We start from the raw sequence: 25,644 nt of genomic DNA on the forward strand, positions 1-25,644 counted from the left end.
CTTGAGCCATGGACCGAATGTGTTTCATTAGTTTCATAAAATCATCCTTCCTTAGAAAATTCTTGAAGGAAGGATAACGTATATAAGGGGAGATACAAAAATTTTAGAGCTTAGCTTGACGGCTATGGGGAAACGATGAGACTCCTGTGGGAAATGCGGGATCGCTGAGGCCCCGCAAGGCGAAGCCTGAGGAGACTCAGCACACGCCCACGGAAAGCGAATCGTTTCCCGGAAACCCTAAATTCCAATAATATCTCGAAATCAAGTCTTCGACTTTTCGGCCCATTGTTGAATAAGACTCGTTGGTAAATCAGTAATAGTGTTTAACAAGTTCAATTTTAAAAATAGAGAGAAAAGCCATTGCATAAATATATTATCTTATGTATATTTATAACTAACTTATTTTTCAGGGGGACGCAGGAATGGAAGCGAAGAAGCAGACGAACTATCAGGAAATCAAGCAGACAAAAGAAGCACAAACATTTCCATGGAGCAGTTTCAGTAAATTTTTTATCCCATCATTCATTGGGATTTTATTATTTTTAGTACCGATTCCTTTTCAAGGGAAAATAACCATCGGGGTCGGTATCCTGGCGGAATCGGTACAAAGTTATTTCACTAATCAGATACCACTGTTTATGACTATACTAGTGTCCATATCAGCGTTAGGAGCTTTGGCTGTGAAAATGGTGCAGCCGGCATGGTTGGATAAGAGTCAATTACTTAAGAATCTCTTTGACGTTTCAATTTTTTGGACAGGGGTAAGAATGATAGGGGCAGTCTTCGCTGTCATGACGATAATGCAGGTAGGGCCGGAGTTCATCTGGTCTGATATCACAGGCGGAACGGTCTTATACTCCCTGGTTCCGGTATTGACGACATGGTTTTTATTTGCGGCACTGTTGATGCCGTTCCTGATGTCCTTTGGTTTGATGGACTTCATTGGTACGCTGTTAAGAAAAGTGATGCAGCCGGTATTCAAGCTGCCTGGCCGTTCTGCGATTGACGCGACTGCCTCCTGGATGGGAGCGGGACCTGTAGGCGTATTGATCACGACACAGCAATTTGAGCAGGGTTATTATACGAAAAGGGAAGCATCTGTGATTGCGACCAACTTCTCGATCGCTTCGATCGCTTTCAGTCTGGTCGTCATTACATTCATCGGCTTAGAGCAATATTTTGTTCCGTTTTACTTAGTTGTCACTTTAGCGGTATTGGCAGCGGCTGTGATCGTGCCACGGATACCGCCATTGTCCAAAAAGAAAGATGAATATGATGAAGTAGCTGGCAAGCAGATCGAAGAATATGTACCAACAGGTAAATCAAGCTTCCAATCCGGTCTCGATAAAGCGATGGAACAGGCAGAAAAAGTTTCTTCTTATAAAAATGTCGTCTATCGTGGTTTTGCGAACGTACTGGATATTTGGCTCGGTTTGATTCCGGTGGTGATGGGACTGGGTACACTTGCTTTGGTATTAGCCGAGTTCACACCGGTATTCGTGTGGTTGTCCTATCCCCTGGTTCCGGTTCTGGAATGGATGCAGATTCCTGAAGCGAGTGAAGCTGCTCCCGCACTAATCGTCGGTTTTGCCGATATGTTCCTACCGGCAGTAGTAGGGAGTGGCATCGAGAGTGAATTGACTCGATTTGTGATCGCAGGGATTTCGATTACCCAGTTGATTTATATGTCAGAAATCGGGGTATTGATATTAAAGTCGAAAATTCCGCTAAGCATCGGCGAAATGTTCGTGATCTTTTTACAGCGTACAGTTGTCACACTGCCTATTGTTGTCATTTTCGCTCACCTCATATTTTAAAAAAGGCAGGGCAATCTAACAGGTGGTAAAGACCTGCTTTGTAAGTAAAATGTGCTAATTTTTCAAAAAAATAGCCAAATCGTTTGCGGCTGGGAATCGACTATACTAAAATAATCGACACATGGAAAAAGAAAGGATGAAGACATTGGCAACAGAAGAAAGTAAACAAGTATGGCAGTTCAATTTCCTGATGAATAGTGGAAGGACTGTGACACAAGAAGTAGAATTAAGTGAACCTCATACGACTCGGGAAGCATGTGAATTCATTATAAAACAATTGGAAAGAGGTATGTGGTGGTCCTTGGATGACGACCTGGTCATTCGTACCGACCGCGTCGAAACATTCTTCGTCGGTGATTTGGAACGGGAAGAAGACTTCTTGAATAAAGATGAAGATTGATATAAAAAGGCGTCCAGCTTAATCAGCTGGACGTCTTTTTAAATGTTAGCTGCTATTTTAGTATGGTAACTTCCATGCTCTCACGGCCGAATGCTTTTGCATCTGATAAATCAGCCATGAACAGGTCGATGCGGTGGCCTTGGATGTCGCCTCCGATGTCTCCGGCAATGGCTGTCCCATATCCAGGTACATGAACTTTCGAACCGATCGGAATGATGTCAGGGTCGACGGCGATCACTTTCTTACCCGGATTCGCTTTCAAATCGATGCCTGTATAGGTGATGCCTGTACAGCCATCACAGGATGCGGTATAGGCGGTTGCCTCGACGGTAACTTTTTTCCCTTGAGGATCCTGGGAGGTTTGCACCGGTTTGCTGTTCGTTTCAAAACGCTTCAATTGATCAGATTTATCGGTCAACGCGACTTGTTTTTCGCTTGTCGTTTCTGCATTAGAATGAAGTTCGTTTGTTAATGTGATTCCAGATAATAGAATAAGGACGACGACAATTTTTCTCAAATGTTTCATGCTTATTGCCCCCTTCGATGTAACTACTTTCCATATTGTAGCAGTGTTGTTGTGACTATAAAACTACAGGGGCAATACATTTTGATTGCAGGAATGTGACAATAGATGTGTAAGCGGTTACCGGAATCTTTCCGGTTAAATAAGCATAAATTAACAAGTTTTTTCCCTTTTCTAATGGGTTGCTTTGTAATAGAGTAGAGGGTATGATTCTTTCTTGAACATACAACCATACATTGCAGACGTACATTTGAAGGGGAGGAACACCATGAAAAAAGTACCTTTACTCGCACGAATCATCATCGCTATTATTCTGGGAATCTTAATCGGATCTATCGCTACGGAATGGCTGGTGGAATTATTCGCTACGTTCACCGGTCTATTCGGAAACTTTCTGAGCTTTGTCATCCCACTGATCATTTTGGGATTTATCGCCCCGGGCATTGGTTCCATGGGTCGTGGGGCAGGCAAACTACTCGGACTGACGACTGGGTTGGCTTACAGCTCAACGGTTGCTGCCGGTTTATTAGCATTTCTTGTTGCTGGAGGTTTATATCCAATCATGCTGCAAGGGCAGACGGCTGCTGAATTAGAAAATCCGGAAGAAGCACTGGTGGAAGCTTCTTTTACCGTCGATATGCCTCCAGTGATCGGTGTGATGGGGGCCCTGATTTTAGCTTTCATCATCGGTCTTGGGATGTCACGTTTGAAAGGCGATGCCTTATTGCAGGTTATGGATGAATTTCGTTCCATCATCCAACTGGTGATCGAAAAAGTGATCATCCCGTTATTGCCTTTTCACATCTTCGGGATATTTGCCAATATGACCTATGCCGGTCAGGTGCAGACCATTTTGAACGTTTTCTGGAAAGTATTCATCATGATTATCCTGCTGCATTTAGTCTACCTGGCAGTTGTGTATACACTTGCGGGCTCCTTCCATAAAATGAACCCGATCCGTATGTTGCGCACGATGCTGCCGGCTTATTTTACAGCGCTTGGGACCCAGTCCTCGGCAGCTACGATTCCGGTTACTCTGAAGCGAGTGAAAAAAGTCGGGGCCCGTGAACGGGTGGCAGACTTCGGCATTCCTCTCCTTGCGAATGTCCATCTTGCTGGAAGCACCATTACGATTACAAGCTGTGCCATGGCAGTGATGTACATGCAAGGGCAGGCCGCAGGATTCAGTGCCATTACACCGTTCATTTTGATGCTTGGTGTTACGATGATTGCTGCGCCTGGTGTTCCAGGTGGGGCGGTTATGGCGGCACTTGGACTCCTGGAATCGATGCTTGGCTTCGGTCCTGCGATGACTTCGTTAATGATCGCACTCTATTTAGCTCAGGATAGCTTCGGAACGGCAACAAACGTAACCGGCGATGGAGCATTGACGATGATTGCTAACCGGTTTACAAAATAAAAGACAGTGAAACGCGCTGGTTAGCCAGCGCGTTTTTTAGGTATCCGGCTTTCCTTCATGTATGCCGACTAGTATACTAGTAAAAGATAATCACGTTTTTAAAACAAAGGGGGAGTACCAATGAATCAGAACAAGATCCTGCTGGTTGACGGTATGGCACTATTGTTCCGCGCTTTCTATGCCACTGCGATGAGCAACTATTATATGATTAACAGTAAAGGCGTACCGACGAATGCCGTGTATGGATTCGTCAAACACTTGTTTACGGCGACTAATAACTATGGACCAAGCCATGTGGTATGCTGCTGGGACATGGGGAGCACCACTTTCCGGAATGAAATTTTTCCAGATTATAAAGCAAACCGCGGAGAGCCGCCTGTCGAATTGATTCCACAATTTGATCTGGTTAAGGAAGTGGTGGAAGCCTTAGATATCCCTAATGTCGGACTTGCCGGCTACGAAGCGGATGACTGTATCGGAACACTGAGCAATAAATATAGCGAACATTCCGAGGTTATTATTTTAACTGGTGACCAGGATATACTCCAGCTGCTTCAGGACAACGTCACCGTATCCTTGTTGAAAAAAGGATATGGCAATTATGCCGAGTATCATCATGATAATTTCATAGAAGAAAAAGGGATCACACCGGCGCAGATGATTGATCTGAAAGCATTGATGGGAGATAGCAGTGATAACTATCCGGGTGTCAAAGGGATTGGTGAGAAGACTGCTCTGAAACTGCTCACCGAATATGAGACAATCGAAGGGATTTTGGACAACCTTCCGAACCTGACGAAAGGACAGCGTACAAAGATCGAAAACGAACTGGAAATGCTCCACCTGTCACGCAAATTGGCAGCGATTCATTGCGAAGTTGATGTTGATTGTTCTCTTGATGAGGCCATATTTGAAGTCAATCAGGAACGGATGATGGCAAAGTTTAAAGAGCTGGAGTTTAAAAGACTCGATTCTTTACTTTCTTCATAGACCAGGAGATTTTGCATACAAAGAGTAGCGAACACAGCTTGATTTTCGATTGGCTTCGTTAACCATATCAAAATAGAGGGAGGCAGGAAACGGCGAGACTCCTGCGGAAATATGGATGAGTCAAGACCCCGGCAGCTCAATGGGTTGGCTTGACCGTACGTCCGCGGAAAGCGAGTTGTTTCCAGCCTCCCTTTTCGTTATCAGGCTGACGAAACTGTTTTTTACAACCGAAAATCTACCATCTATATCCGAAAATTTGCCGAAACATGCTATAATTGAAAAAGTATGTTTTAGTTCCATTTATTTACCATTTAATCTAGCATAATATTATTATAGTAAAGGGGAGTGAGCCCATGAAGAAGTGTCCAGGCTGTCAGGAAGAAGTGAACGAGGGCTCTCGCTTTTGTCCCAATTGCGGCACAAGGCTTGATGAAGAAAATAGTCTACATAATGACGAAATATCAGCTACAGTAGCAGAAGAGACTTCTTCCCGTAGTGACCACAGGCAACCGAAAAGGAAGAAAAATTGGAAGATGATTTTGCTTCCAGTCATCGTATTATTACTGGCTGCCGGAGGTGTCGGTTACACCTATGCCCACGAAAAAAATGTAAACGAAGAAGTGCTCAAGTTAAAAAGGGATGCAGAAGCTTCCGCCTTAGAAGGAAAGTATGATGAAGCAGCATCCATGCTGGAAGAAGCGATGGATAAAAGAGAAGATTTTACTGTATTAAAAAAAGACCTGACATTCATTAAAGAGGCGGACACCTTCCGTGAAGAAATGAAGCAAATTGAAGAAGAGATCCAAAGTGATCAGCTCGGTAAAGCGACCGACCATATTGCAGCTCTACGGGAAGATGTTAAGGCCAGTGAGAGCAAGCTTGTCCCGGAATTCCTGCCAAAATTGGATACGATGGATTCTCAAATTAAAATAAAGCGTATCAACAGTGAATTGGCTGAGCTTACGACAGTGGATCAATTGGCAGCCAAATTGTCCACCTTATCACGGTATAACTTAGAGGAAGCGACAAAAGTGAAGGCGAAAATCCTTGAAAAGATTGTAACCATTGCTTCTAATGATGCGGAAAACCATATTGCTGACAAAGAGTTCAATAAGGCGGTAGCGGCTGTCGATCACGCGTTGCAGTTTGCGGTAAACAATGATAAATTGCTGCAATTGAAAAAGCGGATCCAGCAAGAGCAGGAAGCATTCGTCCAAGCGCAGCGAGAACGGATTGAGCGGGCGGCAGAGCAAGCTGCACAGGAAGATTTGAAGAACCAGACTGCAGCTATTGAAGTACAGAACGTTAAAGCAGAGCTGGATGACCTTGGTGATCTTACCGTTACCGGGGAAGTAAAAAGTGTCGCGACTAAAATCATCAGTTCCGTAACCGTGGAATTGGAAATTCTCGATAAAGAGGGGAATCCGATCGAGACGGAAGAAAATACAGTCACTGTTTACCCGATGTACTTAAATCCGGGAGATACAGGTAAGTTTGAAAAACAATTTTTTGAAATCAATGAAGAAGTCGATGTGAAAGTCAAAAATATCGAATGGTACGTTGAGTAGGAGGGACGCAACATGAATCGTAAATGGCTGATCAGCATCATACTTTCCGTAATTATTGCCATTGCGGGCGTCTCGGGAGTTTTTTACATCCAGGATATAATGCCGACGAAGCTTACGGAAGCATCCGCATTGGTGCAGACGGGCAATGACCAGTCAGTGGAAGAACCGGTTACAAAAGAACAGGAAGAGATCATCGAAGAAACGCAAAGACGCGTGGTTCAAATTACAAAGAGTGATGGGGAGCAGGGCTCCGGTTTCCTATATAATGACAAAGGAGATATCCTCACAAATGCCCACGTGGTGGCAAACGCGGAAGAAGTTACAATCACAACCGAGGATTCCAAGGAAGTAACAGGGAAGGTCATAGGCATCAGCACCACGACTGATGTTGCTGTTGTACGTGTGCCTGCCCTTGAAGATGCCGAACCATTACCGCTCGAGCGGGAAAATAAAGCTGACATGCTGGATAAAGTTCTGGCTTTGGGAAGTCCCCTCGGCTTACAGAATACGGTAATGACCGGTGAAATTACTGGACTCGATCGGGAATTCGATATCGCCCCATTTGAATATCGCGGCTTGTATCAGGTATCAGCGCCGATCCAGCCAGGGAACAGCGGAGGTCCGCTAGTCGATGCAGAAACCGGAAAAGTGATCGGAATCAACTCAGCTAAGTTAGATAAAGAAGCGATCGGTTTCAGTATTCCAATCCCCGACATCATAAATCTGGTGGAAAGATGGTCGGAAAATCCGATGGAAAGCCTGCCGGAAATCCAGGATACAGTCGGAGGGCCGGGAGAAGGCTATAATGTCACACCGATCGATCAGGCCACTTATATTGTCGAGTACTTTTATGAAAGCATCAATCAGGGCGATTTCGTCACTGCCTATTCCCTGATCGGAAGCAGCTGGCAAGGGAGCAATTCCTACGAAAATTTCCGTAAAGGTTATTCTAATACGTTATCGGTAACAATCGATGACTTGATACCAAAGCAGGCAGGTAAAAATGTCGAGGTCACTGCCTTTATCACAGTAGAAGAAACGGTAGGCGGCGAAGTGAAATTAAAAAAATATAAGCTGGTTTACACGGTAGGTTTGGAGAACGATCAATTGAAAATTCTAGCAGGAAAAGGAGAAGAAATTTCTTCTTAAACATTCCCGGCAGAGTCATATCTGCCGGGTTTTTCATTATTTTTCTCATAAATTTGCGTGTAAATGAGTAAAGTGTGAAACGAAATCGTTGTTTCATCCGTATAAACAAATAGCTGTAAAACCATATTGTTTAACAGATAGGATTACATATAGCAAAACTAAGGGGGAGAAAATTGGATAATCGAACGATTAATATGCCAACAAGACAGAAACAAAAACTGAAAAAATTCGGGTCTTTATTAGGCAAGATTTTTGGTGTGTTTGTGGTTCTGGCTGTTTTACTGGCACTTACGTTGAACTGGATCACGGATTATATTTGGATGGAATCACTCGGTTTTAAATCGGTTTATATGACGATATTTACGAGTAAAATCATGCTTGGGGTCACTGGCTTCCTCATCTTCTTTTTGCTGATGTATGTGACACTGGCTTCGGTGAGGAGGACGTATATCAGCTTTTTCGACCGCGAACGTCTTCCAGCCATTCTTTTGAACAAGAAATGGTCTCGATTGATACTTATTGGGATCTCTGCATTAGTTGGGTTGTTTGGAAGCAGTATTGTTCAAGGGATCGGCTGGGAATTATGGCTTAAGTTTCTCAACCATAGTTCTTTCGGCATCAGCGATCCTCACTTCGATATGGACATCTCTTTTTATATGTTCGTACTGCCATTTATCAATTTCGCGCTCAATACTTTATTGGGATTAGGTGTCTTTTTACTGCTGATTGAACTCGGATTTTATTCCGTATTTTCGATGTACCGGGAAAGTCGGTTCGCACAGCTCCACATGGGAGTAACGCTTGGTGTCATTGGTTTGCTGCTGGCGGCTGTACATGTACTTGAGCCTTATGCCACCCTTTTGACTAACCAGGTGAACATTTTCCAAACCAGCGTGGTTCATGGATTAAGTTATACGGATAAGGTAATCAACAATCCGGCTTCTTATGTATTGGCTGGCGTGGCAGTCGTTGGAGCTGTTTGGATGATTATCGCGATGATGCGCGGGCGTTTGCAGTCGATGCTGCTTCCGGTGGTCGCTTATGTCGCACTCGTAATCCTTGCGCAAGGCGCATCAGTGATTGTACAGAATTATGTGGTATCACCAAATGAATTCTCAAGAGAAAGCCCATACTTGGAGAAGAACCTGGAATTCACGCGGGCAGCGTATGATTTGGATACCATTGAAGAACGGGAGCATCCAGGTAATCAGTCACTCGATCAGTCGATGGTAGAAAATAATCAGTTGACGATCAATAATGTTCGTATCAACGATGCGCGGCCGATATTTGATATCTATAATCAGCTCCAGACTTTCCGGACCTATTACCAGTTCAATGATATCGATGTCGATCGCTATGTCATTGATGATGAATACCAGCAGGTCTTCTTAGGCGCCAGGGAACTGAATACCACAGATCTCCCGTCCCAGGCGAAGACGTGGGTCAATGAAAACCTTCGCTATACTCATGGCTATGGTGTTGCGATGAGTGATGTCAACAAAATCACCTCCCAGGGACAGCCGGAATATATGCTGAAAAACGTGCCCTCCCAGGGTGTTATGGATATCACCCGTCCTCAAATTTATTTCGGTGAGGAAAACTATCAGAATGTCATTGTAAACAGTGAAGTTGATGAATTTGATTATCCGTCAGGGGATGAAAATAAATCGACACGCTATGAAGCGGACACCGGTATTCCCTTATCCGGCTTAAACCGGTTGATTTTCAGTCTGGATGCAGGTTCTTTCCGTATGTTTGTATCTAACCAATTAAACGGAGATAGTCAACTGCTGGATACCCGAAATATTATGGACCGTGTAAAGAGAATCGCGCCTTTCCTTCAATATGATGAAGATCCATATATTTTTGTACGGGAAGACGGAAGTCTATCCTGGCTGATCGACGCTTATTTGACCGCAGAACGTTATCCATACTCAGAACCGTATAACGGAGAAATGAATTATATCCGCAATTCGGTGAAAGTAGCAGTTGATGCTTACACCGGTGAAGTAGACTTTTATGCTGTGAATCAGGATGATCCATTACTGCAGACCTATCAAAAAATGTTCCCGGATATGTTCACCGAGGAAATACCAGCAGACGTCCAGTCGCATTTCCGCTACCCGGTGGATCTATTCAAAGTCCAGGCATCCATATATGGGACTTACCATATGACAAATCTTGAGGTCTTTTATAATAGGGAAGATAAGTGGGAGTTTCCGACAGAGAAATATTTCAATGAAGATATTCAAATGGAACCTTACTACATTACGATGAAGCTTCCAGAGAATGACACAGAGGAATTTGTCTTAATGATGCCATACACACCAAGGAACCGGCAGAATATGATTGCGTGGATGGGTGTCCGGAACGACGGGGAGAACTATGGAGAAACGTTCGTCTACCGTTTCCCTAAGCAAAGGAACATCTATGGACCGCAGCAAATTGAAAACAGGATCAATCAGGACAGTACAATATCTCAACAGCTTAACCTTTGGTCGCAGGGTGGTTCAGAAGTGATTCGTGGCAATCTGCTGGCGATTCCATTTGAAGATACGGTATTGTACGCAGAGCCTATCTATATCGAATCTTCTAATGAAACATCCTTGCCAGAAGTGAAGCAGATCATCCTTGCCTATGGGGACAACATCGTGATGGAACCTACATTTGATAAAGCCCTGGAAAAAATGCTGGCATTGGTCGACCCTGAAGTAGAAGAAGATAAAGGGGAAGATGAAGCCGAACAGGATGGCGAAAACGCTGAAGAACTTCTCCAGTCAGAAGAGATACTGAAAGAAGTATCAGACTTATTTGACCAGTATCAGCAGGCACTCTCAAACGGTAACTGGGAAGAAGCTGGTACTATCATGGAAGAAATTGAAGCACGGTTAAGAGAAGCTCAATAATACACCAGGATCAAAAGCCCGAATTTAATTTTGTTCGGGCTTTTGGTATATAAAAGAAGCTAAAAATGAAAGGATAACAGCGTACCGATTACAAATAGCAAAATAGTAGATTACAGGTGAAAGGAGCATTTCATGTATTTATTAGCTGAAGGCGGACTGATGGTAGGAGATGTGATAGCCCAATTGTTATTTTTCGTGATATTAATCCTGATGATTGTAGGGATTACTGTTTTTATCCGTAATTTTACTAAAAGGAATAAGCGTTTGGAGAGAATTGAAGAAAAGTTAGATGAACTGCTCAAAGATAGAAATGATGCTGGCTAGATCCTTATGGCGAAAGCCTGAGTGTTTCTTATACTTCAATCCTTTAACAAAGTTAAACTTTCTTAAAATATAAAAAATCCTAACACATCATGTGTTAGGAAAAGTGGTAAACAACTTAGGTGACCCAACCATGTTAGAACCATCCATGATTCCACATTTGAAAGCTTATGCAGAAGGATAATTCTGTGATGAATCCGTTTCCTTCTACCTCTCTAGTTAAGTCCGATTTTTTAAATCTACTTAAAGCTCTAAACCATTTACTCTATCTGCTGTACAGCTATCGTGTCAGCAGATCCGACTGCCCGGTCAAATTTCAGGGCTATTTTTCACCTTGCACAGGAAGTGCTGTCCCTTGTTTGAACCGGCGTCTCTGTTCGTTTTGGAAACGAACTCGCGATGGTTGAGCCACCTAAGTTGTCTAGCTGCTTGTTTTCTTGTTATCTTCTTTACACTTTTATTATACCACCATTTTAGATAAGTGAAACCAGTAATTATGAACGATTTGTTAACGCTTACATAGTTGGGGGGAAGGGAGAAAAGCATGACATGGACTCGAAGAATGATTCATACATTACGTGGGGAATTTGAAGTTTTTAGCAAGGGAGATGGAGAGCCGCTATGCGTGACACATCTCTATTCAGAATTCAATGAGACAGGGGATCATTTTGCTGATGTTTTTACAACTACCCATCAAGTTTTTTTGGTAAATTTAAGAGAGACGGGTAATTCTCCAAAAGCGGAGGAGCCTTATCAATTAAGTATGTTGGAATCTGTGCTGGATTTAGAGGCAATCCGGGAAACATTAGGCTTTAGACAGTGGGGATTTGCGGGTCATTCTACTGGTGGAATGCTGGGAATCATTTATGGCATCTTTTTTTCAGACCATTTGACGTTCGAAGTGATTGTCGGTGCTGCAGCAAGAGAATACATGACGTTCTCGCCGGCTTGTATCTACCATTCTTCCCATCCTCGGTTTAATAGAATGCAAGAGCTGAATGAATTATTAAAGAGAACTGATCTATTACCTGAACAAAAGAAACAGCTTAAAGTAGAACGGACTAAACTGTCGCTCGTGGAACCGGAAAAATACTTCGAATTGTTTTCTTCAACTATTAACAAAGGCTTTTCAGCTCTCCGTATTGATTATTTCAGTCGGGAATTGCAAATTTTCGATGTCACAAAGAAACTTCCGTTAATTTCTGCTCCGGTCTGGATTGCTTGTGGCAGACATGATGTTCAATGTCCCGTGGAATATTCAATATAAATGAAAGAAGGTATACCAAATTCTACCCTGGACATCTTTGAAAACAGCAATCATTATCCGTTCTTAGAGGAAGGGAAAGCCTTTAAAGATAAGCTTCACCAGTTCGTGAAAAATTTGCAGGGACCGGGGGAGTGACCAAATTTTCCGTCATACATTTTTCCCTGGTATGGTAGGATTGAAGAAAGGAGGCGGGCATTGTGGATCCATTAGATATTATAAGTGATTTAAGCAAAATAAAGCCTGTTTATCAGCCGGTCTTCAGTGCTGTCAGATATACGGTGATTGGTTATGAATTGCTTGGCCGTTGTTTTGATGGGGAGAATTGGATCAGCCTGGACGACTTTTTTCAGGACCCGGATGTGCCTGAGGAATTCAAAGTAGAAGTGGAACAGCATTTGTTGCAGCTTGCTTTGACAGAGATGATTCGCTCGGACATACAAGGCTACTTGTTTATCAATCGAAGTGCGAAACAATTGATGGTGAATAACGGGGAAGATCTGCTCGAAACACTGCAATTATACAAAAGTAAAGGATTTACGATGGACCGGATTGTCATTGAAGTGACCGAGCACGATTTTGACGAAGATTTTGAAGCGTTGAGTCACCTCCTTCTATACTATAAAACCTACGGCATCCAAATTGCTGTCGATCATGTCGGAGCGAAAAGCTCGAATATTGATCGGATACGGCAGCTGGAACCTCATTTCTTAAAGATTGATACGACAATCATTCGCCAGGCAAATGCGGATAGCTTCCAAGATATTATTTATTCCCTTTCCATGTTAGCCCGTCGCATTGGTGCTGCTTTATTGTTTGAGCACATCGAAGATGACTTTCAGCTCCATTTCGCCTGGAAGCACGGTGGGCGTTTTTATCAGGGCAGCTATTTAGCGGAACCAGCTTCCAGCTTCCTCGCTAAAAATGCTTTGGCTATGAATATTTCTGAAAAAGTTTACAAGTATATCAATCGGGAAAAGTCCTTGATCGAGCAACGGTTATCATTGATTCTCCAGTGGGAAGAAAAGGTGAAAAAAGTGTTACCGAAATGGGATGGCCCAAAAAAGGCAGATGGATTTATAGAATGGATCACGGACCAATTCAATGAAGAAAGTTTTCGTACCTTCATTTGCAACAGCGATGGCCAGCAAGTCTCAGCTAACTTTAGAAAAAGAGGCGATCAATGGGTGGTCGAATCACAGAAAAAGGGCTCCAATTGGGCATTCCGTCCTTACTTTCTGGAAAATGTGATGCTGATGAAAACATGGCACAAAGGCATACTATCCGAGCTTTATTCCGATATCGAGACGAAAGAAACCATCCGTACGTTCAGTTTCCCTTTGACAGAACAGCATTTTTTGTTCATTGATCTTCGCTATTCCTTCATTTATGAACATGAATGTCTAATGATTTGAGGGTTCACGATAAATGAAGGATATCTAAAAAAGCCGGTCTCCGGCTTTTTTTATATTAGCGCCGTTAAATCTCAGTGTTCATTTTACAGTTAAAGCTCCCTTTACTTGAAGACTCAGTTTCGAGACTTTAGATTGCAATTATGGTGGCTGGGAAAACGGATCGCTTTCCGTGGGCATGTGGTGAGCTTCCTCAGGCTTCGCCTTGCGGGATCTCACCGAACATTTACATCCCACAGGACTTTGAATATGCTTCCTGAATCAACACCGCACGAAGAAAATGCGTAGCATTTTCGAGGAGTCTCACCGTTTTCCCAGCCATCATACAAGGGTTAGAATCTCGAAACGCCTATCAAGAATAGTGTACTTTTGGAACAGAAAGCACATTCGAATTAGCTTTGTAATAGGATTTTCTTCAAAAAAGGTGGAACTTCCCAAGTACGATTTCGAGTATCTTATATGGCAAAGGGAGTAGGAGAAGGGTGAGACTCCCGCGGGAGAAGGAGCTAGGCGAGATCCCACAGGGCGATAGCCCGAGGAAGCTCGCCAGTTCCCCCGCAGGAAAGCGAATCCTTCTCCAACGACCTTAAACTCCCAAAACATCTCGAAATCAAGTCTTCGACTTTTCGGCCCTATTGTTGCATCATGATGTCAAAAAAAAGAATGCAATTTTTTACAAAAGATAGTGAAATATTTCCATCCTTATGATAAGATATTTCTCAACTTTCTAATCAGTCATCATAGCGAATATACAGAGGATGGTGATGCAGGATGAATCCGGTTTTGATTGATTTTCCTTCAGCTTTTGAAACAGAGCGTCTTCAAATTCGTATGCCGCTGCCAGGTGACGGAGAAGCGGTTCATGAAGCGAAGGAAGCTTCCCATGAAGAACTAAAAAAATGGATGCCATTTGCCCAAAAGAGAGGCACGCTGGAAGAAACAGAAGCGAATGTGCGGGAAGCACACGCTAAATTTTTGACTCGCGAAGACTTGCGCTTACATATCTTTTTAAAGGAGTCCGGCACATTCATCGGGTCCTCTGGTCTTCATCGGATAAATTGGGAGATACCGAAGTTTGAAATCGGATACTGGATCGATACAAGGTATTCTGGAAAAGGTTATATGACCGAGGCAGTAGAAGGGATTGCCGCGTTTGCCTTCGATAAATTGAAAGCAAGACGTGTGGAAGTCCGTTGCGATTCAGAAAATGAAGCGAGCAGAGCTATTCCTGAACGCTTAGGTTTCGATTTGGAAGGTGTTTTGTGGAACGACGATGTATCTGTAACAGGAGAGGATCTGAGAAATACGTGTATTTATGCTAAAATTCGCTGATGATAATTTTTTTAAATAGGCACATGCCGCCCCCTTGCTACATAATATTGTGGCAAGGGGGTTTTTCGTTTGCGAATATATTGTTACTTAAGCGAAAAAAGTTGCCCTTAGTCAAAAAAACAAGTATGATTACCTTGCAAAGTAGAGAGGAGAATGAAAACTTGGGTTCAGATTTATTATTAGCATTCGGTTTAACTTTAATGGCCGGTCTGGCAACAGGCATCGGTAGTGTGCTGGCATTTTTCACGAAAAGCACCAATACCCGATTTCTATCCTTTGCACTCGGCTTCTCGGCAGGTGTGATGATTTATGTCTCGATGGTCGAAATATTTTTCAAAGCGAAAGATTCACTTGTAAGTGCGATGGGCATTCAGATGGGGAATTGGGTGACAGTCGGTTCATTCTTCGGCGGGATGCTGTTCATCGCCTTGATTGATAAATTCATACCTAAAAAGTCAAATCCTCACGAGGTGAAGAAAGTAGAGGATATGGAGAAACCGGAAAATGGTGTGAAGGACCCTGCATTGTTAAAAATGGGTACGTTTGCCGCGTTAGCGATCGCTATCCATAACTTTCCGGAAGGGATTGCTACGTTCACCTCCGCTTTGCAGGATCCAAGCCTTGGAATCGCCATTGCTGTCGCTATTGCCATCCATAACATTCCTGAGGGTATCGCTGTCTCTGTACCTATTTACTTTGCTACCGGGGACCGGAAAAAAGCATTCAAACTCTCCTTTCTTTCCGGTTTATCAGAGCCTATCGGTGCTTTAGTAGCTTATTTAATACTGATGCCGTTTTTGAATGATATCATGTTCGGAGTCATCTTTGCTGGTGTAGCAGGGATCATGGTATTCATCTCGCTTGATGAATTGCTGCCTGCGTCGAAAAAATATGATGAAGCTCATCTATCGATATACGGTATCATTAGCGGAATGATGGTGATGGCACTCAGTCTATTATTATTTATCTAAATGAAAGGACACATCCTTATAACGGAGGTGTCCTTTTCTAATGCCTGGACATACCTGCTGCCTTACCAACATATAATGCGGTAAGGGTGGGGTGCGATAATGAAACAACAGTGGAAGGACTTAAATAGGAAACGTAAATGGCTGTTGGTTGTCGGAATGGCAGTGCTTATGATTGTCGGCGGCATGAGTGCTTACTTATTATTTCTTTATCAGAAAGTCCATTACACAGTATCCGGTGAACTATTCGAGCCAGTCACTGCTATTGACAGTAAGGAAAGCAAGCATAAGATGAAAGAAGACGATCCGTTGAATTTTCTATTACTGGGAATCGATGAGCGGGAAGCAGATGTGGGAAGGCCTGATACGATTATCGTCATGAATATCGACCCGAAAAAAGAAAAAATGCATTTAATCAGTATTCCGCGGGATACGATGGCGTGGATTCCTGGGCATGGCAGCTATGACAAAATTAATCATTCCTATACGTTCGGCGGAGTGGACATGACAATAAACACAGTGGAAGAGTTGCTGGATATCGAGCTTGATTATTACGCCACGATGAACATGGCTGGTTTGAAACAAATGGTTGATGCAGTAGGCGGTGTGCAAGTAGTCAACGAGTTTCCGTTTGTACAAGGTGGTTTCGACTATCCAAAAGGTCCCCAGACCCTTTCAGGTGAGCAGGCACTTGCTTATGTAAGAATGCGTGATCAGGATCCAAAAGGGGATATCGGCAGGAACCACAGGCAGCGTGAGGTGGTAGAAGGGTTGATGGCCCAGGGAATGAGTTTGCATGCAGTTGTCAATTTGGACGGGATATTCCATGTACTGGCTGAGAATATGGAGACCAACCTCACGTTGGATGAGTTAAGGACGCTGGCTGTTCATTATCGTAACGGTCTGGAAAATATCAACATGTATCAAATAGAAGGAAAAGACAGCTATGTCAATGACATCTATTATTTGCAGGTATCACCGGAAGAAATAGCGAAAGTGAATAGTATGATTTCTAAACAGGAATTATAGGAAGCGATTCATTCAGCGAGACTGTCGAAAAACGATCGACAGTCTTTTTCGTGTTTCATAAAAATGTTGAGGTGAACGATCTTCCTGCGATTAGGCATGGGGGCGACTGCTCCCCTCCTTCCCCCGAGTAAAGCGACCTATTTTTATAGGAAGTGTATTAATCATGCCTGGCCGCTATTATCCAAGGGGTTTACACGGTATGCCAGCGTGGTACTATGGAAAAAAGCGGTTAGAAAGGAGTCTGCCATGACAAAAACGGTAATGATTACAGGGGCCTCCAATGGGTTTGGATACCTGACAGCGGTAAAATGTGCAGAAAAAGGATTCCGGGTGATTGCAACGATGCGTAACATGAAGTATGCCAATCGTTTTGAAGAAGAAATTCAGGATCCTGTCGTACGGAATCGTATCATCCCTAGGCAGCTGGATGTGACCGATCATGATTCCCTCCGTTCCTTCCAGGTAAGCCTGACGACAATTGATCGTATCGATGTGTTAATCAATAATGCGGGATTTGCAGTCGGGGGTTTTGCGGAAGAAGTTCCGGTTGAGGCCTATCGAAAGCAGTTTGAGACCAACTTTTTCGGGATGATTGCTGTGACACAGATGGTGCTTCCCATCATGCGAAAGCAAGGATTTGGAAAAGTACTTAATGTAAGCAGTATCAGTGGGCAGGTGGCATTTCCGGGGCTATCTCCTTATGTTGCTTCCAAGCATGCAGTGGAAGGTTTTACGGAAAGTCTACGGTTGGAATTGCAACCGTTTGGGATTGACGCAGCAGTCATTCAACCTGGATCATTCCGCACGAATATTTGGACGAAAGGGACCTACATACCAGAAGAAGCAAGTCACCCCGGTTCCCCATACGCGGATTATATGGATCATATCAAGGATTATATGGAAGCAAGCCGGGAAAAAATGGCCGACCCCACGCTTGTAGCCACATACACGAGCAAGCTTGCGGATCTATCCCGCTGGAGGAAGGTGCGCTATCCGATTGGTAAAGGAGTACGTACCACGATGGCTGTAAAACGACTCCTCCCATGGAAGGTGTGGGAAAGGCTGGTATTGCGACAGCTATCAAGATAAGGCTTGATCGTCCAGGAAAAGTAGAGGAGGAAAATATGATGGAAGAGAACTATCCTGTGCTTCCGGGAGCGGAAGCATTTTATCAAGAAGGTAATGATTTGGGGATTCTTGTTGTACATGGGTTTACAGGTTCGCCGCAAAGTATGCGCCCGCTTGCCGAAACGTATGCCAAGTCGGGATTTACTGTGGCAATGCCGAGATTGTCCGGTCATGGTACCCATTATGAAGACATGGAAAAAACCACTTACAAGGATTGGGTAGCGTCTGTAGAGGAAGCGCTTGGCTGGCTGAAAGAACGGACGAGTTTTCAGTTTGTGGTTGGACTTTCCATGGGCGGCACGCTGGCTTTACATCTTGCTGAACAGCATGATGATCTCAAAGGGATTGTATTGATCAATGCGGCCATTGAAATGCAGCAGATGGAAGCGTTGCGAGAAGAAGAGAATCAATCCAGGTATTTGGAATCGATTCATTCTGATATTCAAAAAGAAGGAGTTCAGGAGCTTGCTTATGACAAGGTTCCCTATGCTTCTGTCATTCAATTGCTGGATTTGCTGCACGGTGTACGTGCTGATTTGGCCGATGTCCACTGTCCTGCCTTAATTTTTGTGTCGGATGAAGATCATGTCGTACCGCCGGATAATGCTCAGTATATTTTTGATACGATTTTTTCTGAACATACGGAGCTTGTCCATTTGGAAAATAGTTATCATGTTGCCACACTGGATAATGATTTCGACTTGATTATCGAAAGGAGTCTGGAATTTTTTCAACAGTATACGATGACTAAATAACATTTCTTCCTTCGGTGATACTAAGTTCCAGAACATTTAATTAATCCATATACTGGTATAGACAACTATATATGAACCCTTTATAATAGAGCTAGCAGAAACACCGAAGGAGGGAACAACATGCCCCGTACATTGATGATGAAAAATATCCAAATCATCGTAGATAATAACCAAGTAATCACCGGTTCCCTTTGGATCGAGAATGGAAAAATTTCAACGGTTACCGAGGGAGACTTGTCTGACCGAAAGGCTGATGTCGTAATTGATGGAAAAGGGAAGCATTGGACCGTGCTTCCTGGCTTCATCGATGTCCATATCCATGGAGCAGCCGGCCATGACACCATGGATGCTACCCCTGAAGCACTGACGGGTATAGCAGAGGCCTTGCCCCAGGAAGGGACCACGAGTTTTCTTGCCACGACGATGACCCAGTCGCACCAGGCAATTTCCAAAGCTTTGAAAAATGCGGCCGGGTATATTAAAGAGCAAACGGCAGGAGCAGGTGCGGAAGTCATCGGCATACATCTGGAGGGTCCATTCATTTCGAAAGATAAAGCAGGCGCACAACCGCTCGATCATATTATTGCGCCTGATATTCCTCAATTTGATCAGTGGCAGCAAGAAAGCAACGGGCTCATCCGTCTGGTTACGATCGCGCCTGAGGAACCAGGGGCACTGCAGCTGATCAGGCATTTACATGAATCAGGTATTGTCGCTTCGATCGGCCACACGAATGCGACCTACCAGGAAGTGACCGACGCGGTGGAACATGGAGCTTCTCATGTCACCCATTTATACAACCAGATGCGTGGACTCCATCATCGTGAGCCTGGAGCGCTTGGAGCGGCGCTTTTACACAAGGAATTGACGACAGAAATCATTGTCGATCTGGTCCATGCTCACAGGGATGCCGTGCGGCTTGCCTACCAATCGAAAGGTCCCGAGCGTATGATACTGATAACCGATGCGATGCGCGCTAAATGTCTGCCGGAAGGGAATTATGACCTTGCCGGGCAAGAGGTTACGGTTAAAAATAATGAAGCTCGTCTTGACGACGGCACACTGGCTGGCAGTATTCTGACCCTGAAGCAGGCGGTAGCCAATATGAAAGAAATCGTAGCACCGTCATGGCTGGATATTATTCGTCTCACATCGGAAAATGCCGCCAGAGAGCTTGGTGTTTTTGACCGGAAAGGGAGTATCAGCACCGGGAAAGATGCTGACCTGGTAATTTTGGATGAGGATTTCGATGTAGCCATGACAATCTGTAATGGATATGTCGCATATGAACGGGAGGGCTGATGGCAGTGAAAGTGATTGTAAAAGAGGACTACCATGAAATGAGCTGTGCTGCAGCCCATTTCATTGAGAGTAAAATAGTTGAAAATCCAGGGGCCGTACTGGGGTTAGCTACGGGCGGAACGCCTCTGGATACCTATGAAGAGCTGGTCAAGGGATATAAGAAAGGAAAAGTAAGTTACCGTCAGGCATGCACGCTGAATCTGGATGAATACGTCGGTTTAGAAGAAGACCATCCGCAAAGCTATCATTATTTCATGCGGGAGAAGTTGTTTGATCACATCGATATCGATGCCTCCAATACCCATTTGCCCAATGGAAATGCTGAAAATATCGATCATGAATGCCAGCGCTATGAAGGATTGATCGATGAAATTGGTCCGCCTGATTTACAAGTGTTAGGCATTGGCATAAATGGTCACATCGGTTTTAATGAACCCGGTACCTCATTTGATTCAACTACGCATGTCGTTACTTTGACGGAATCAACGAGAAAAGCAAATGCTCGCTTTTTCCCGACACCTGAAGACGTACCGACTCATTCTATCACGATGGGTATCCGCTCGATTTTAAAAAGTAAACAGATTATTCTGCTTGCTTCCGGGGAGGATAAAGCACCAGCAATCCAGCGTTTGCTTGAAGGGGAAATAGACGAAGCATTTCCGGCTTCTGCGCTGAAGAACCACCCCGATGTGACATTGATCGTTGACGAAAGCGCCTATCAGGGTGTTGTTCAGGGAAGGAGTAGAAGCCATGCTGAATAAACAATCTCCTCTCCCAATGTATTATCAAATTGAGGAAGATATCAGGCAGCGGATCGCCAAACAGGAATTTTTACCTGGCGAAGCGATTCCTTCTGAGCGAGCTCTGACCGAGACCTATGATGTCAGTCGAATGACGGTACGCCAGGCGGTCAATAACCTGGTGATGGAAGGACTGCTGTACCGGGAAAAAGGCAAAGGGACGTTCATTGCTGAAACCAAAATGGAACAGCCGTTGACCGGATTGACCAGTTTTACGGAAGATATGAAACGAAGAGGGTTGAAACCGGGGAATAAACTGTTGAGTTTCGATGTGAAAGAGGCGGGGTCCAAGCTTGCAGCGAAACTTCAGATTGAAGCGGGTGAACGGGTATTTGAAGTCAAACGTGTTCGCCTTGCCGATGAAGTCCCCATGGCTTTGGAAACGACCTTCATCCCCTATACGTTGATGCCGGGGTTGACGCAGGAACATATCCAACAATCGTTTTACGCCTACGTCGAATCAGAACTCGGACTTACCATCGGCCGCGCGGAACAAGCGATTGAAGCTTCCCTGGCTGACGAAGCAGAGGCAGAAGCACTGGCTATTCCGTTGCATGCTGCCCTGCTTGGCATCGAACGGCTGACATTTACTACCGATAATACGCCGTTCGAATTAGTCCAGTCGGCATATCGCGCTGACCGGTATAAGTTTCTGGCGGAGATAACTCGGGAATAACAGGAAAAAAGCGGGCTGAATCCTCTGGATTTGAGTCCGCTTATGTTTTTGTAGAAATAGTAAGACGCGTCACCATCTACAGTCGGTAAAGCCCATTATTAGGCTATTATCAACCTGTCTGTATTGGAGGTTATACTATTTCATCCCATGCCGGGTTCCACACAATTTCCCACAAGTGATCATCTGGATCTTGGAAATGTCCAGAGTAACCTCCCCAGAATGTATCATGAGCAGGATCATTGATTAAAGCACCTGCATTTTTAGCTTTTTGCATAACCGCATCCACTTCGGCTTTACTATTTACATTATGGCCGAGAGTAAATTCTGTAGGACTTGGGCTATGAACCTCAACCTTGGTTTCATGGGCAATATCTTTGCGATTCCAGATAGCAAGTTTTAAACCAGGTTGCAAATCAAAGAAAGCTACAGCCCCGTGGTCGAACTCTTCACCAACTATTCCATCAGTCGGAAACCCGAGACCATCACGATAAAAATGTAACGATTTTTTTAGGTTATCTACGCCAATAGTGATTACAGATACTCTAGGCTTCATTTAATTACCTCCTATAAAAAATACAAAGTGAGTTTTTCACAATAAAATGTATTTATCTAAAACCGTGTCCTGGGCACGGGGATTATAGGTAAGATGTATCATCATCGCTGATCCCCCATTAGTTTACATTAGATATTATACAATAAAAGTAGTCGTTCCTTCTTTAGTTTAAGGTTGTGCAGTTTTTTGGAATAAAAAAGTTAAATTAAACCACAAAAAGGACCGTTTAGTTGAATGAAAGAAAAGAGGCTTGTCCTAGATAAGGGTAAGCTTCTTTTAGTAGAAAACAAACATTGTGAAAAAGTCGTGATTTTGAAATAATTGGTTATAGGTTTCTAAAAAGGGGGGGATTTGGAATGGGTTCAACGTACGAAGATATGGTTTCCTGGGTAGAAGATATTAAAGAAAAAAATAAAAGTTCTGCTGCTGCACTTACTGTAATAAAAGACAATGAGATAGTATTAGAACATTTTAGTGGATATCATTCCAATACGTACAACGCACGGCCTGTAAATGAAGATTCCAGATTCAATGTTGCATCTGCCAGGAAGAGTTACTTAGGTTTGTGTATCGCTTTTGCATTATATGAAGGAAAAATACATAGCCTTGATGATTATGCAAGTGAGTATTTTAAAGACATCGACCCAGACATACTTGGAAATACTACCATACGCCATCTGGTAACTCATACCCATGGTTTGGATGAAACTTCAGACGGGGGGATAATCAGAGAGTTTAACCCGGGTGAAAAGTGGGCCTACAGAGGAATCAACATTAAAATGATGACCCGATTAATACATAAGCTATATGGTATTTCCTTTCCAAAATTTTTGTATCAAAAAGTGTTCGTACCAATGGGGATGAAGCGGACAAAATGGGAAACTCAAGACAGTGATGATTTAGTAAAAGTTATCATTGATCCTAATAAGATTGGAGAAGATACAACAGGTTCGGCTCAAGATGGCATGGAATCCAATTTGTTTGTTTCTACGCGCGAATTTGCTCTTTGGGGGAACCTTTTTCTAAATAAAGGTAAATTCAATGGGAAGCAAATTGTCCCTAAAGAGGTTATTGAACTGGCAACCAGCATACTTACACCGGATCACTTAGCAAAAGAGTTCCCTCGTAATGGAATGTTTTGGTTTGTACAGGATATTCCTAGAGAATTGAGTGAATTAGGGGACCGAGTACCGAGCGGTTCCTATCAAATCTTAGGTGTGACGGGGCCAACTTTGTTAGTGATACCAAAATACAACGTGGTAGTGGCAAAAATGTATAACAAAAGATACAACTATGGTAATGAGAATTATCTATATTACTTAAAAGAATTCAGCAATATAGTGGCCGATACTTTTCAGTAGATATCACTTAAGTTTGACTATTCAAGTTTTTAAGAATGTATTTTTTAAATAATTGTGTAGGTAGACCAGCTTAAAAAGATAACAATTTAACAGGGAGTCTAGTGATGAAACATACAATGGGGTTATACAAAACATATTTCGATCACATAAAAGAAGGTAAAAAAACAGTAGAAGTAAGATTATTTGATCAGAAGAGAAGAAAAATTGAGGTTGGGCATATAATTGAATTTATCAAGTTACCTGAACAAAACGATTCTCTTACTGTTGAAGTTACCAAATTAAGAAACTTCGATACCTTCAAGCAACTGTATGAAACCATTCCTTTTGAAGATTTAGGTGGGGAAGGATGGACCCTGGATGAAATGCTCAAGGGTACTTACGAAATATATACACCAGAACAAGAAAAAAAGTGGGGGGTACTGGCTATAAAGTTAAGATACTTAAAATGAGTTTTAAACTTACATAGCAGAAGTGTAAAGCATGGCTTAAATTATGGGGGAGGAACATATTGAAAAAGGTTATATATTTGCTTTTATTTGTCTCAATTATCTTTATAATTTATTCGTTTAATTATTTTAACCAATACCATATCGAAGATAAAACAACTTCAATTCAATCTGAATTAAAAGAATGGATAAACAGGGGATCAGGTCTAATTGAGCCTGAGGTTATAAAGCGTGTTCAATTAGATGATACAAATTCTTATATTGCCTCATTCCGGACAAAAAGCGGTAATATTGGATATGCTCAATTAATCAAAGGATGGAATGGGAAATTTAAAATTGTTGTCGCTGGGCATGGAGATGGGGATGATGTGGTTGATTATCAAAAAATAAAAACAAGTGATGGCATTTACGGTGTGGTAGTGGGGCGAAATCCTGATATGAAGATAGACCACATAAAAACTGACTTATATGATGAAGAATTTAATTTCACATCCACTGTCTCTAGTGATAAAACATATGTTAAATACCATATGCTGCCTCCTGATATTGAAAATCCTTTTCCTGCCGAGGTAACCTTGTTCGACAAAAACAATACTGAAATTTATCACCCTTATTTATTTCAATAACAGGAGCAACCAGATGTTTTTATGCTAGTAAAATGTGACTTTTAACTGACCTTACTACTGCCCGATTGCGAATATATATTAGTTCGGCACTTTTCCTGCCACTGGGTTCGATTATAGTGGTAAGGAGGGAGTGCCAATGTTACTTAACATCAAGCCGATGATCCTGCCGGAAAATCATCCATGCCGCCCTGGATATGCTATGAGACCTGATTACATAACGATCCATACAACAGGAAACCGTTCATGGGGTGCAGATGCCCTAATGCATGGCAGATATATGAGGAATCTGGACGGCAGCCGGCAGGTCAGCTGGCATTATACCGTGGATGATAGCTTGATCATCCAGCATCTGCCTGACTATGAAAGTGCCTGGCATGCGGGTGACGGCAATGGGAAAGGAAATCGAAATTCGATCGGAGTGGAAATATGTGAGCATGAGGATGGTAATTTCGAAGAAGCGGTAAAGAGGGCGATCCTGCTGATTCGCACGTTGCAGAAGCGTCACGGGATCCCGTTGAGTCGAATCGTCCCTCATAAAAAATGGAGCGGCAAAAATTGCCCGCGGCCACTTTTACCTGTATGGGATGAATTTATAGGAAATATCGGAGAAAACAAAGCCTCCACGAGGGGAACTTCTTATCTTGGAAAGCGGGTGGAGTCGATTCATCCTGGAAGCTTACGATTTTACGCCCGCCCCTCCTGGAAGGATGGCGATGTTGCGGGAACCGTAAAAAAAGGCTATGGCTTCCCGGTAATTACAGCAAAGGTGAAAGTGGAGGCGGGTTATCAGTACCGTGTGAAAAACAGCAAAGGGGATGTATATTACATTACCGCGAGCCCTAAATATGTCAAAGTTGAAAGCGGAGGGTGAATACTTTCATGGTATAATAGAAGTATA

The 25,644-nt window shown here is 43.2% G+C and carries 23 protein-coding genes and 1 pseudogene; 22 read left to right on the plus strand and 2 right to left on the minus strand.

Translation table 11 applies throughout. From position 1 onward, the window contains the following. Positions 1-422: 422 nt before the first annotated feature. Complete coding sequence (locus ACGTN9_RS16155; RefSeq protein ID WP_499594544.1) at positions 423-1,817, plus strand: YjiH family protein; 1,395 nt, start codon at positions 423-425, stop codon at positions 1,815-1,817. 121 nt (positions 1,818-1,938) lie between these two features. After that, complete coding sequence (locus ACGTN9_RS16160; RefSeq protein WP_499594547.1) at positions 1,939-2,217, plus strand: hypothetical protein; 279 nt, start codon at positions 1,939-1,941, stop codon at positions 2,215-2,217. Between the two features lie 52 nt (positions 2,218-2,269). Here ACGTN9_RS16160 and ACGTN9_RS16165 read toward each other — a convergent pair whose 3' ends face one another. Then, on the minus strand, positions 2,270-2,743 hold the full coding sequence (locus ACGTN9_RS16165; RefSeq protein ID WP_499594549.1) for a 3D domain-containing protein: 474 nt from the start codon (positions 2,741-2,743) through the stop codon (positions 2,270-2,272). A 265-nt stretch (positions 2,744-3,008) separates the two neighbouring features. On the opposite strand from ACGTN9_RS16165, the gene ACGTN9_RS16170 reads away from it, so the two are divergent. The 16 genes and pseudogenes from ACGTN9_RS16170 (at position 3,009) to ACGTN9_RS16245 (ending at position 21,760) form a co-directional block, all read left to right on the plus strand. Next, entirely contained in the window at positions 3,009-4,160 is a 1,152-nt protein-coding gene (locus ACGTN9_RS16170) for a dicarboxylate/amino acid:cation symporter (RefSeq protein WP_499594552.1), read from the plus strand. 120 nt (positions 4,161-4,280) lie between these two features. Beyond that, the gene (locus ACGTN9_RS16175) at positions 4,281-5,150 is read left to right on the plus strand and encodes a 5'-3' exonuclease (RefSeq protein WP_499594556.1); all 870 of its coding nucleotides are present in this window, start codon (positions 4,281-4,283) and stop codon (positions 5,148-5,150) included. A 353-nt stretch (positions 5,151-5,503) separates the two neighbouring features. After that, complete coding sequence (locus ACGTN9_RS16180) at positions 5,504-6,718, plus strand: FxLYD domain-containing protein (protein ID WP_499594558.1); 1,215 nt, start codon at positions 5,504-5,506, stop codon at positions 6,716-6,718. Between the two features lie 12 nt (positions 6,719-6,730). Next, entirely contained in the window at positions 6,731-7,867 is a 1,137-nt protein-coding gene (locus ACGTN9_RS16185) for a S1C family serine protease (protein ID WP_499594560.1), read from the plus strand. A gap of 194 nt (positions 7,868-8,061) precedes the next feature. Next, entirely contained in the window at positions 8,062-10,773 is a 2,712-nt protein-coding gene (locus ACGTN9_RS16190; protein ID WP_499594791.1) for a UPF0182 family membrane protein, read from the plus strand. A 132-nt stretch (positions 10,774-10,905) separates the two neighbouring features. Then, entirely contained in the window at positions 10,906-11,097 is a 192-nt protein-coding gene (locus ACGTN9_RS16195) for a DUF4083 family protein (protein ID WP_499594563.1), read from the plus strand. 541 nt (positions 11,098-11,638) lie between these two features. After that, positions 11,639-12,496 (plus strand): annotated as a pseudogene (locus ACGTN9_RS16200) (alpha/beta fold hydrolase). Positions 12,497-12,558: 62 nt separating this feature from the next. Then, positions 12,559-13,773 carry an EAL domain-containing protein gene (locus ACGTN9_RS16205; protein ID WP_499594566.1) on the plus strand — a complete coding sequence of 405 codons (1,215 nt, stop codon included), beginning with the start codon at positions 12,559-12,561 and terminating at the stop codon, positions 13,771-13,773. A gap of 768 nt (positions 13,774-14,541) precedes the next feature. Then, positions 14,542-15,102: a GNAT family N-acetyltransferase gene (locus ACGTN9_RS16210; RefSeq protein WP_499594569.1), complete on the plus strand. Its 561-nt coding sequence runs from the start codon at positions 14,542-14,544 to the stop codon at positions 15,100-15,102. 161 nt (positions 15,103-15,263) lie between these two features. Next, positions 15,264-16,073, plus strand: coding sequence for a zinc transporter ZupT (gene zupT, locus ACGTN9_RS16215; protein WP_499594571.1), 810 nt, complete (start codon positions 15,264-15,266; stop codon positions 16,071-16,073). A 99-nt stretch (positions 16,074-16,172) separates the two neighbouring features. Further along, a complete protein-coding gene (locus ACGTN9_RS16220; RefSeq protein WP_499594573.1) occupies positions 16,173-17,099 on the plus strand; it encodes an LCP family protein in 927 nt (308 codons plus the stop codon). 246 nt (positions 17,100-17,345) lie between these two features. Continuing rightward, a complete protein-coding gene (locus ACGTN9_RS16225; RefSeq protein WP_499594576.1) occupies positions 17,346-18,188 on the plus strand; it encodes an SDR family oxidoreductase in 843 nt (280 codons plus the stop codon). A 38-nt stretch (positions 18,189-18,226) separates the two neighbouring features. After that, positions 18,227-18,982: an alpha/beta hydrolase gene (locus ACGTN9_RS16230; RefSeq protein WP_499594579.1), complete on the plus strand. Its 756-nt coding sequence runs from the start codon at positions 18,227-18,229 to the stop codon at positions 18,980-18,982. A gap of 120 nt (positions 18,983-19,102) precedes the next feature. Next, positions 19,103-20,284, plus strand: a complete 1,182-nt coding sequence (gene nagA / locus ACGTN9_RS16235) for an N-acetylglucosamine-6-phosphate deacetylase (RefSeq protein ID WP_499594582.1) — start codon at positions 19,103-19,105, stop codon at positions 20,282-20,284. Further along, entirely contained in the window at positions 20,284-21,045 is a 762-nt protein-coding gene (nagB, locus tag ACGTN9_RS16240) for a glucosamine-6-phosphate deaminase (protein WP_499594584.1), read from the plus strand. The genes nagA and nagB overlap by 1 nt, the downstream gene beginning before the upstream one ends. Continuing rightward, the gene (locus tag ACGTN9_RS16245) at positions 21,035-21,760 is read left to right on the plus strand and encodes a GntR family transcriptional regulator (protein WP_499594587.1); all 726 of its coding nucleotides are present in this window, start codon (positions 21,035-21,037) and stop codon (positions 21,758-21,760) included. The genes nagB and ACGTN9_RS16245 overlap by 11 nt, the downstream gene beginning before the upstream one ends. Positions 21,761-21,890: 130 nt before the next feature. Here the strand turns inward: ACGTN9_RS16245 and ACGTN9_RS16250 are convergent, their stop codons facing one another. Next, on the minus strand, positions 21,891-22,313 hold the full coding sequence (locus tag ACGTN9_RS16250; protein WP_499594590.1) for a VOC family protein: 423 nt from the start codon (positions 22,311-22,313) through the stop codon (positions 21,891-21,893). Positions 22,314-22,669: 356 nt separating this feature from the next. Here ACGTN9_RS16250 and ACGTN9_RS16255 point away from each other — a divergent pair, with 356 nt between their 5' ends. The 4 genes from ACGTN9_RS16255 to ACGTN9_RS16270 all read left to right on the plus strand — a co-directional run bounded on the left by ACGTN9_RS16255 (position 22,670) and on the right by ACGTN9_RS16270 (position 25,617). Further along, positions 22,670-23,674 (plus strand): serine hydrolase domain-containing protein, encoded by a 1,005-nt coding sequence (locus ACGTN9_RS16255; RefSeq protein ID WP_499594593.1) that lies wholly within the window; start codon positions 22,670-22,672, stop codon positions 23,672-23,674. A gap of 104 nt (positions 23,675-23,778) precedes the next feature. Continuing rightward, a complete protein-coding gene (locus tag ACGTN9_RS16260) occupies positions 23,779-24,123 on the plus strand; it encodes an ASCH domain-containing protein (RefSeq protein WP_499594596.1) in 345 nt (114 codons plus the stop codon). A 59-nt stretch (positions 24,124-24,182) separates the two neighbouring features. Further along, positions 24,183-24,746, plus strand: a complete 564-nt coding sequence (locus tag ACGTN9_RS16265) for a hypothetical protein (RefSeq protein WP_499594598.1) — start codon at positions 24,183-24,185, stop codon at positions 24,744-24,746. Between the two features lie 136 nt (positions 24,747-24,882). Beyond that, entirely contained in the window at positions 24,883-25,617 is a 735-nt protein-coding gene (locus ACGTN9_RS16270; protein ID WP_499594601.1) for a peptidoglycan recognition protein family protein, read from the plus strand. The last annotated feature ends 27 nt before the right edge of the window (positions 25,618-25,644 follow it).

It is taken from the genome of Halobacillus sp. B23F22_5 (assembly GCF_043497085.1).
GTDB lineage: Bacteria > Bacillota > Bacilli > Bacillales > Halobacillaceae > Thalassobacillus.

Excerpts from the sequence above, each read along its gene's own strand:
- ACGTN9_RS16270 (WP_499594601.1), top strand. The coding sequence starts at position 24,883 with ATGTTACTTAACATCAAGCCGATGATCCTGCCGGAAAATCATCCATGC.
- ACGTN9_RS16225 (WP_499594576.1), top strand. The coding sequence starts at position 17,346 with ATGACAAAAACGGTAATGATTACAGGGGCCTCCAATGGGTTTGGATAC.
- ACGTN9_RS16210 (WP_499594569.1), top strand. The coding sequence starts at position 14,542 with ATGAATCCGGTTTTGATTGATTTTCCTTCAGCTTTTGAAACAGAGCGT.
- ACGTN9_RS16195 (WP_499594563.1), top strand. The coding sequence starts at position 10,906 with ATGTATTTATTAGCTGAAGGCGGACTGATGGTAGGAGATGTGATAGCC.
- nagA (WP_499594582.1), top strand. The coding sequence starts at position 19,103 with ATGCCCCGTACATTGATGATGAAAAATATCCAAATCATCGTAGATAAT.
- ACGTN9_RS16165 (WP_499594549.1), bottom strand. The coding sequence starts at position 2,743 with ATGAAACATTTGAGAAAAATTGTCGTCGTCCTTATTCTATTATCTGGA.
- ACGTN9_RS16245 (WP_499594587.1), top strand. The coding sequence starts at position 21,035 with ATGCTGAATAAACAATCTCCTCTCCCAATGTATTATCAAATTGAGGAA.
- ACGTN9_RS16175 (WP_499594556.1), top strand. The coding sequence starts at position 4,281 with ATGAATCAGAACAAGATCCTGCTGGTTGACGGTATGGCACTATTGTTC.
- ACGTN9_RS16230 (WP_499594579.1), top strand. The coding sequence starts at position 18,227 with ATGGAAGAGAACTATCCTGTGCTTCCGGGAGCGGAAGCATTTTATCAA.
- nagB (WP_499594584.1), top strand. The coding sequence starts at position 20,284 with ATGGCAGTGAAAGTGATTGTAAAAGAGGACTACCATGAAATGAGCTGT.
- ACGTN9_RS16170 (WP_499594552.1), top strand. The coding sequence starts at position 3,009 with ATGAAAAAAGTACCTTTACTCGCACGAATCATCATCGCTATTATTCTG.
- ACGTN9_RS16220 (WP_499594573.1), top strand. The coding sequence starts at position 16,173 with ATGAAACAACAGTGGAAGGACTTAAATAGGAAACGTAAATGGCTGTTG.
- ACGTN9_RS16160 (WP_499594547.1), top strand. The coding sequence starts at position 1,939 with ATGGAAAAAGAAAGGATGAAGACATTGGCAACAGAAGAAAGTAAACAA.
- ACGTN9_RS16185 (WP_499594560.1), top strand. The coding sequence starts at position 6,731 with ATGAATCGTAAATGGCTGATCAGCATCATACTTTCCGTAATTATTGCC.
- ACGTN9_RS16180 (WP_499594558.1), top strand. The coding sequence starts at position 5,504 with ATGAAGAAGTGTCCAGGCTGTCAGGAAGAAGTGAACGAGGGCTCTCGC.
- ACGTN9_RS16190 (WP_499594791.1), top strand. The coding sequence starts at position 8,062 with ATGCCAACAAGACAGAAACAAAAACTGAAAAAATTCGGGTCTTTATTA.
- ACGTN9_RS16155 (WP_499594544.1), top strand. The coding sequence starts at position 423 with ATGGAAGCGAAGAAGCAGACGAACTATCAGGAAATCAAGCAGACAAAA.
- ACGTN9_RS16255 (WP_499594593.1), top strand. The coding sequence starts at position 22,670 with ATGGGTTCAACGTACGAAGATATGGTTTCCTGGGTAGAAGATATTAAA.
- ACGTN9_RS16260 (WP_499594596.1), top strand. The coding sequence starts at position 23,779 with ATGAAACATACAATGGGGTTATACAAAACATATTTCGATCACATAAAA.
- ACGTN9_RS16250 (WP_499594590.1), bottom strand. The coding sequence starts at position 22,313 with ATGAAGCCTAGAGTATCTGTAATCACTATTGGCGTAGATAACCTAAAA.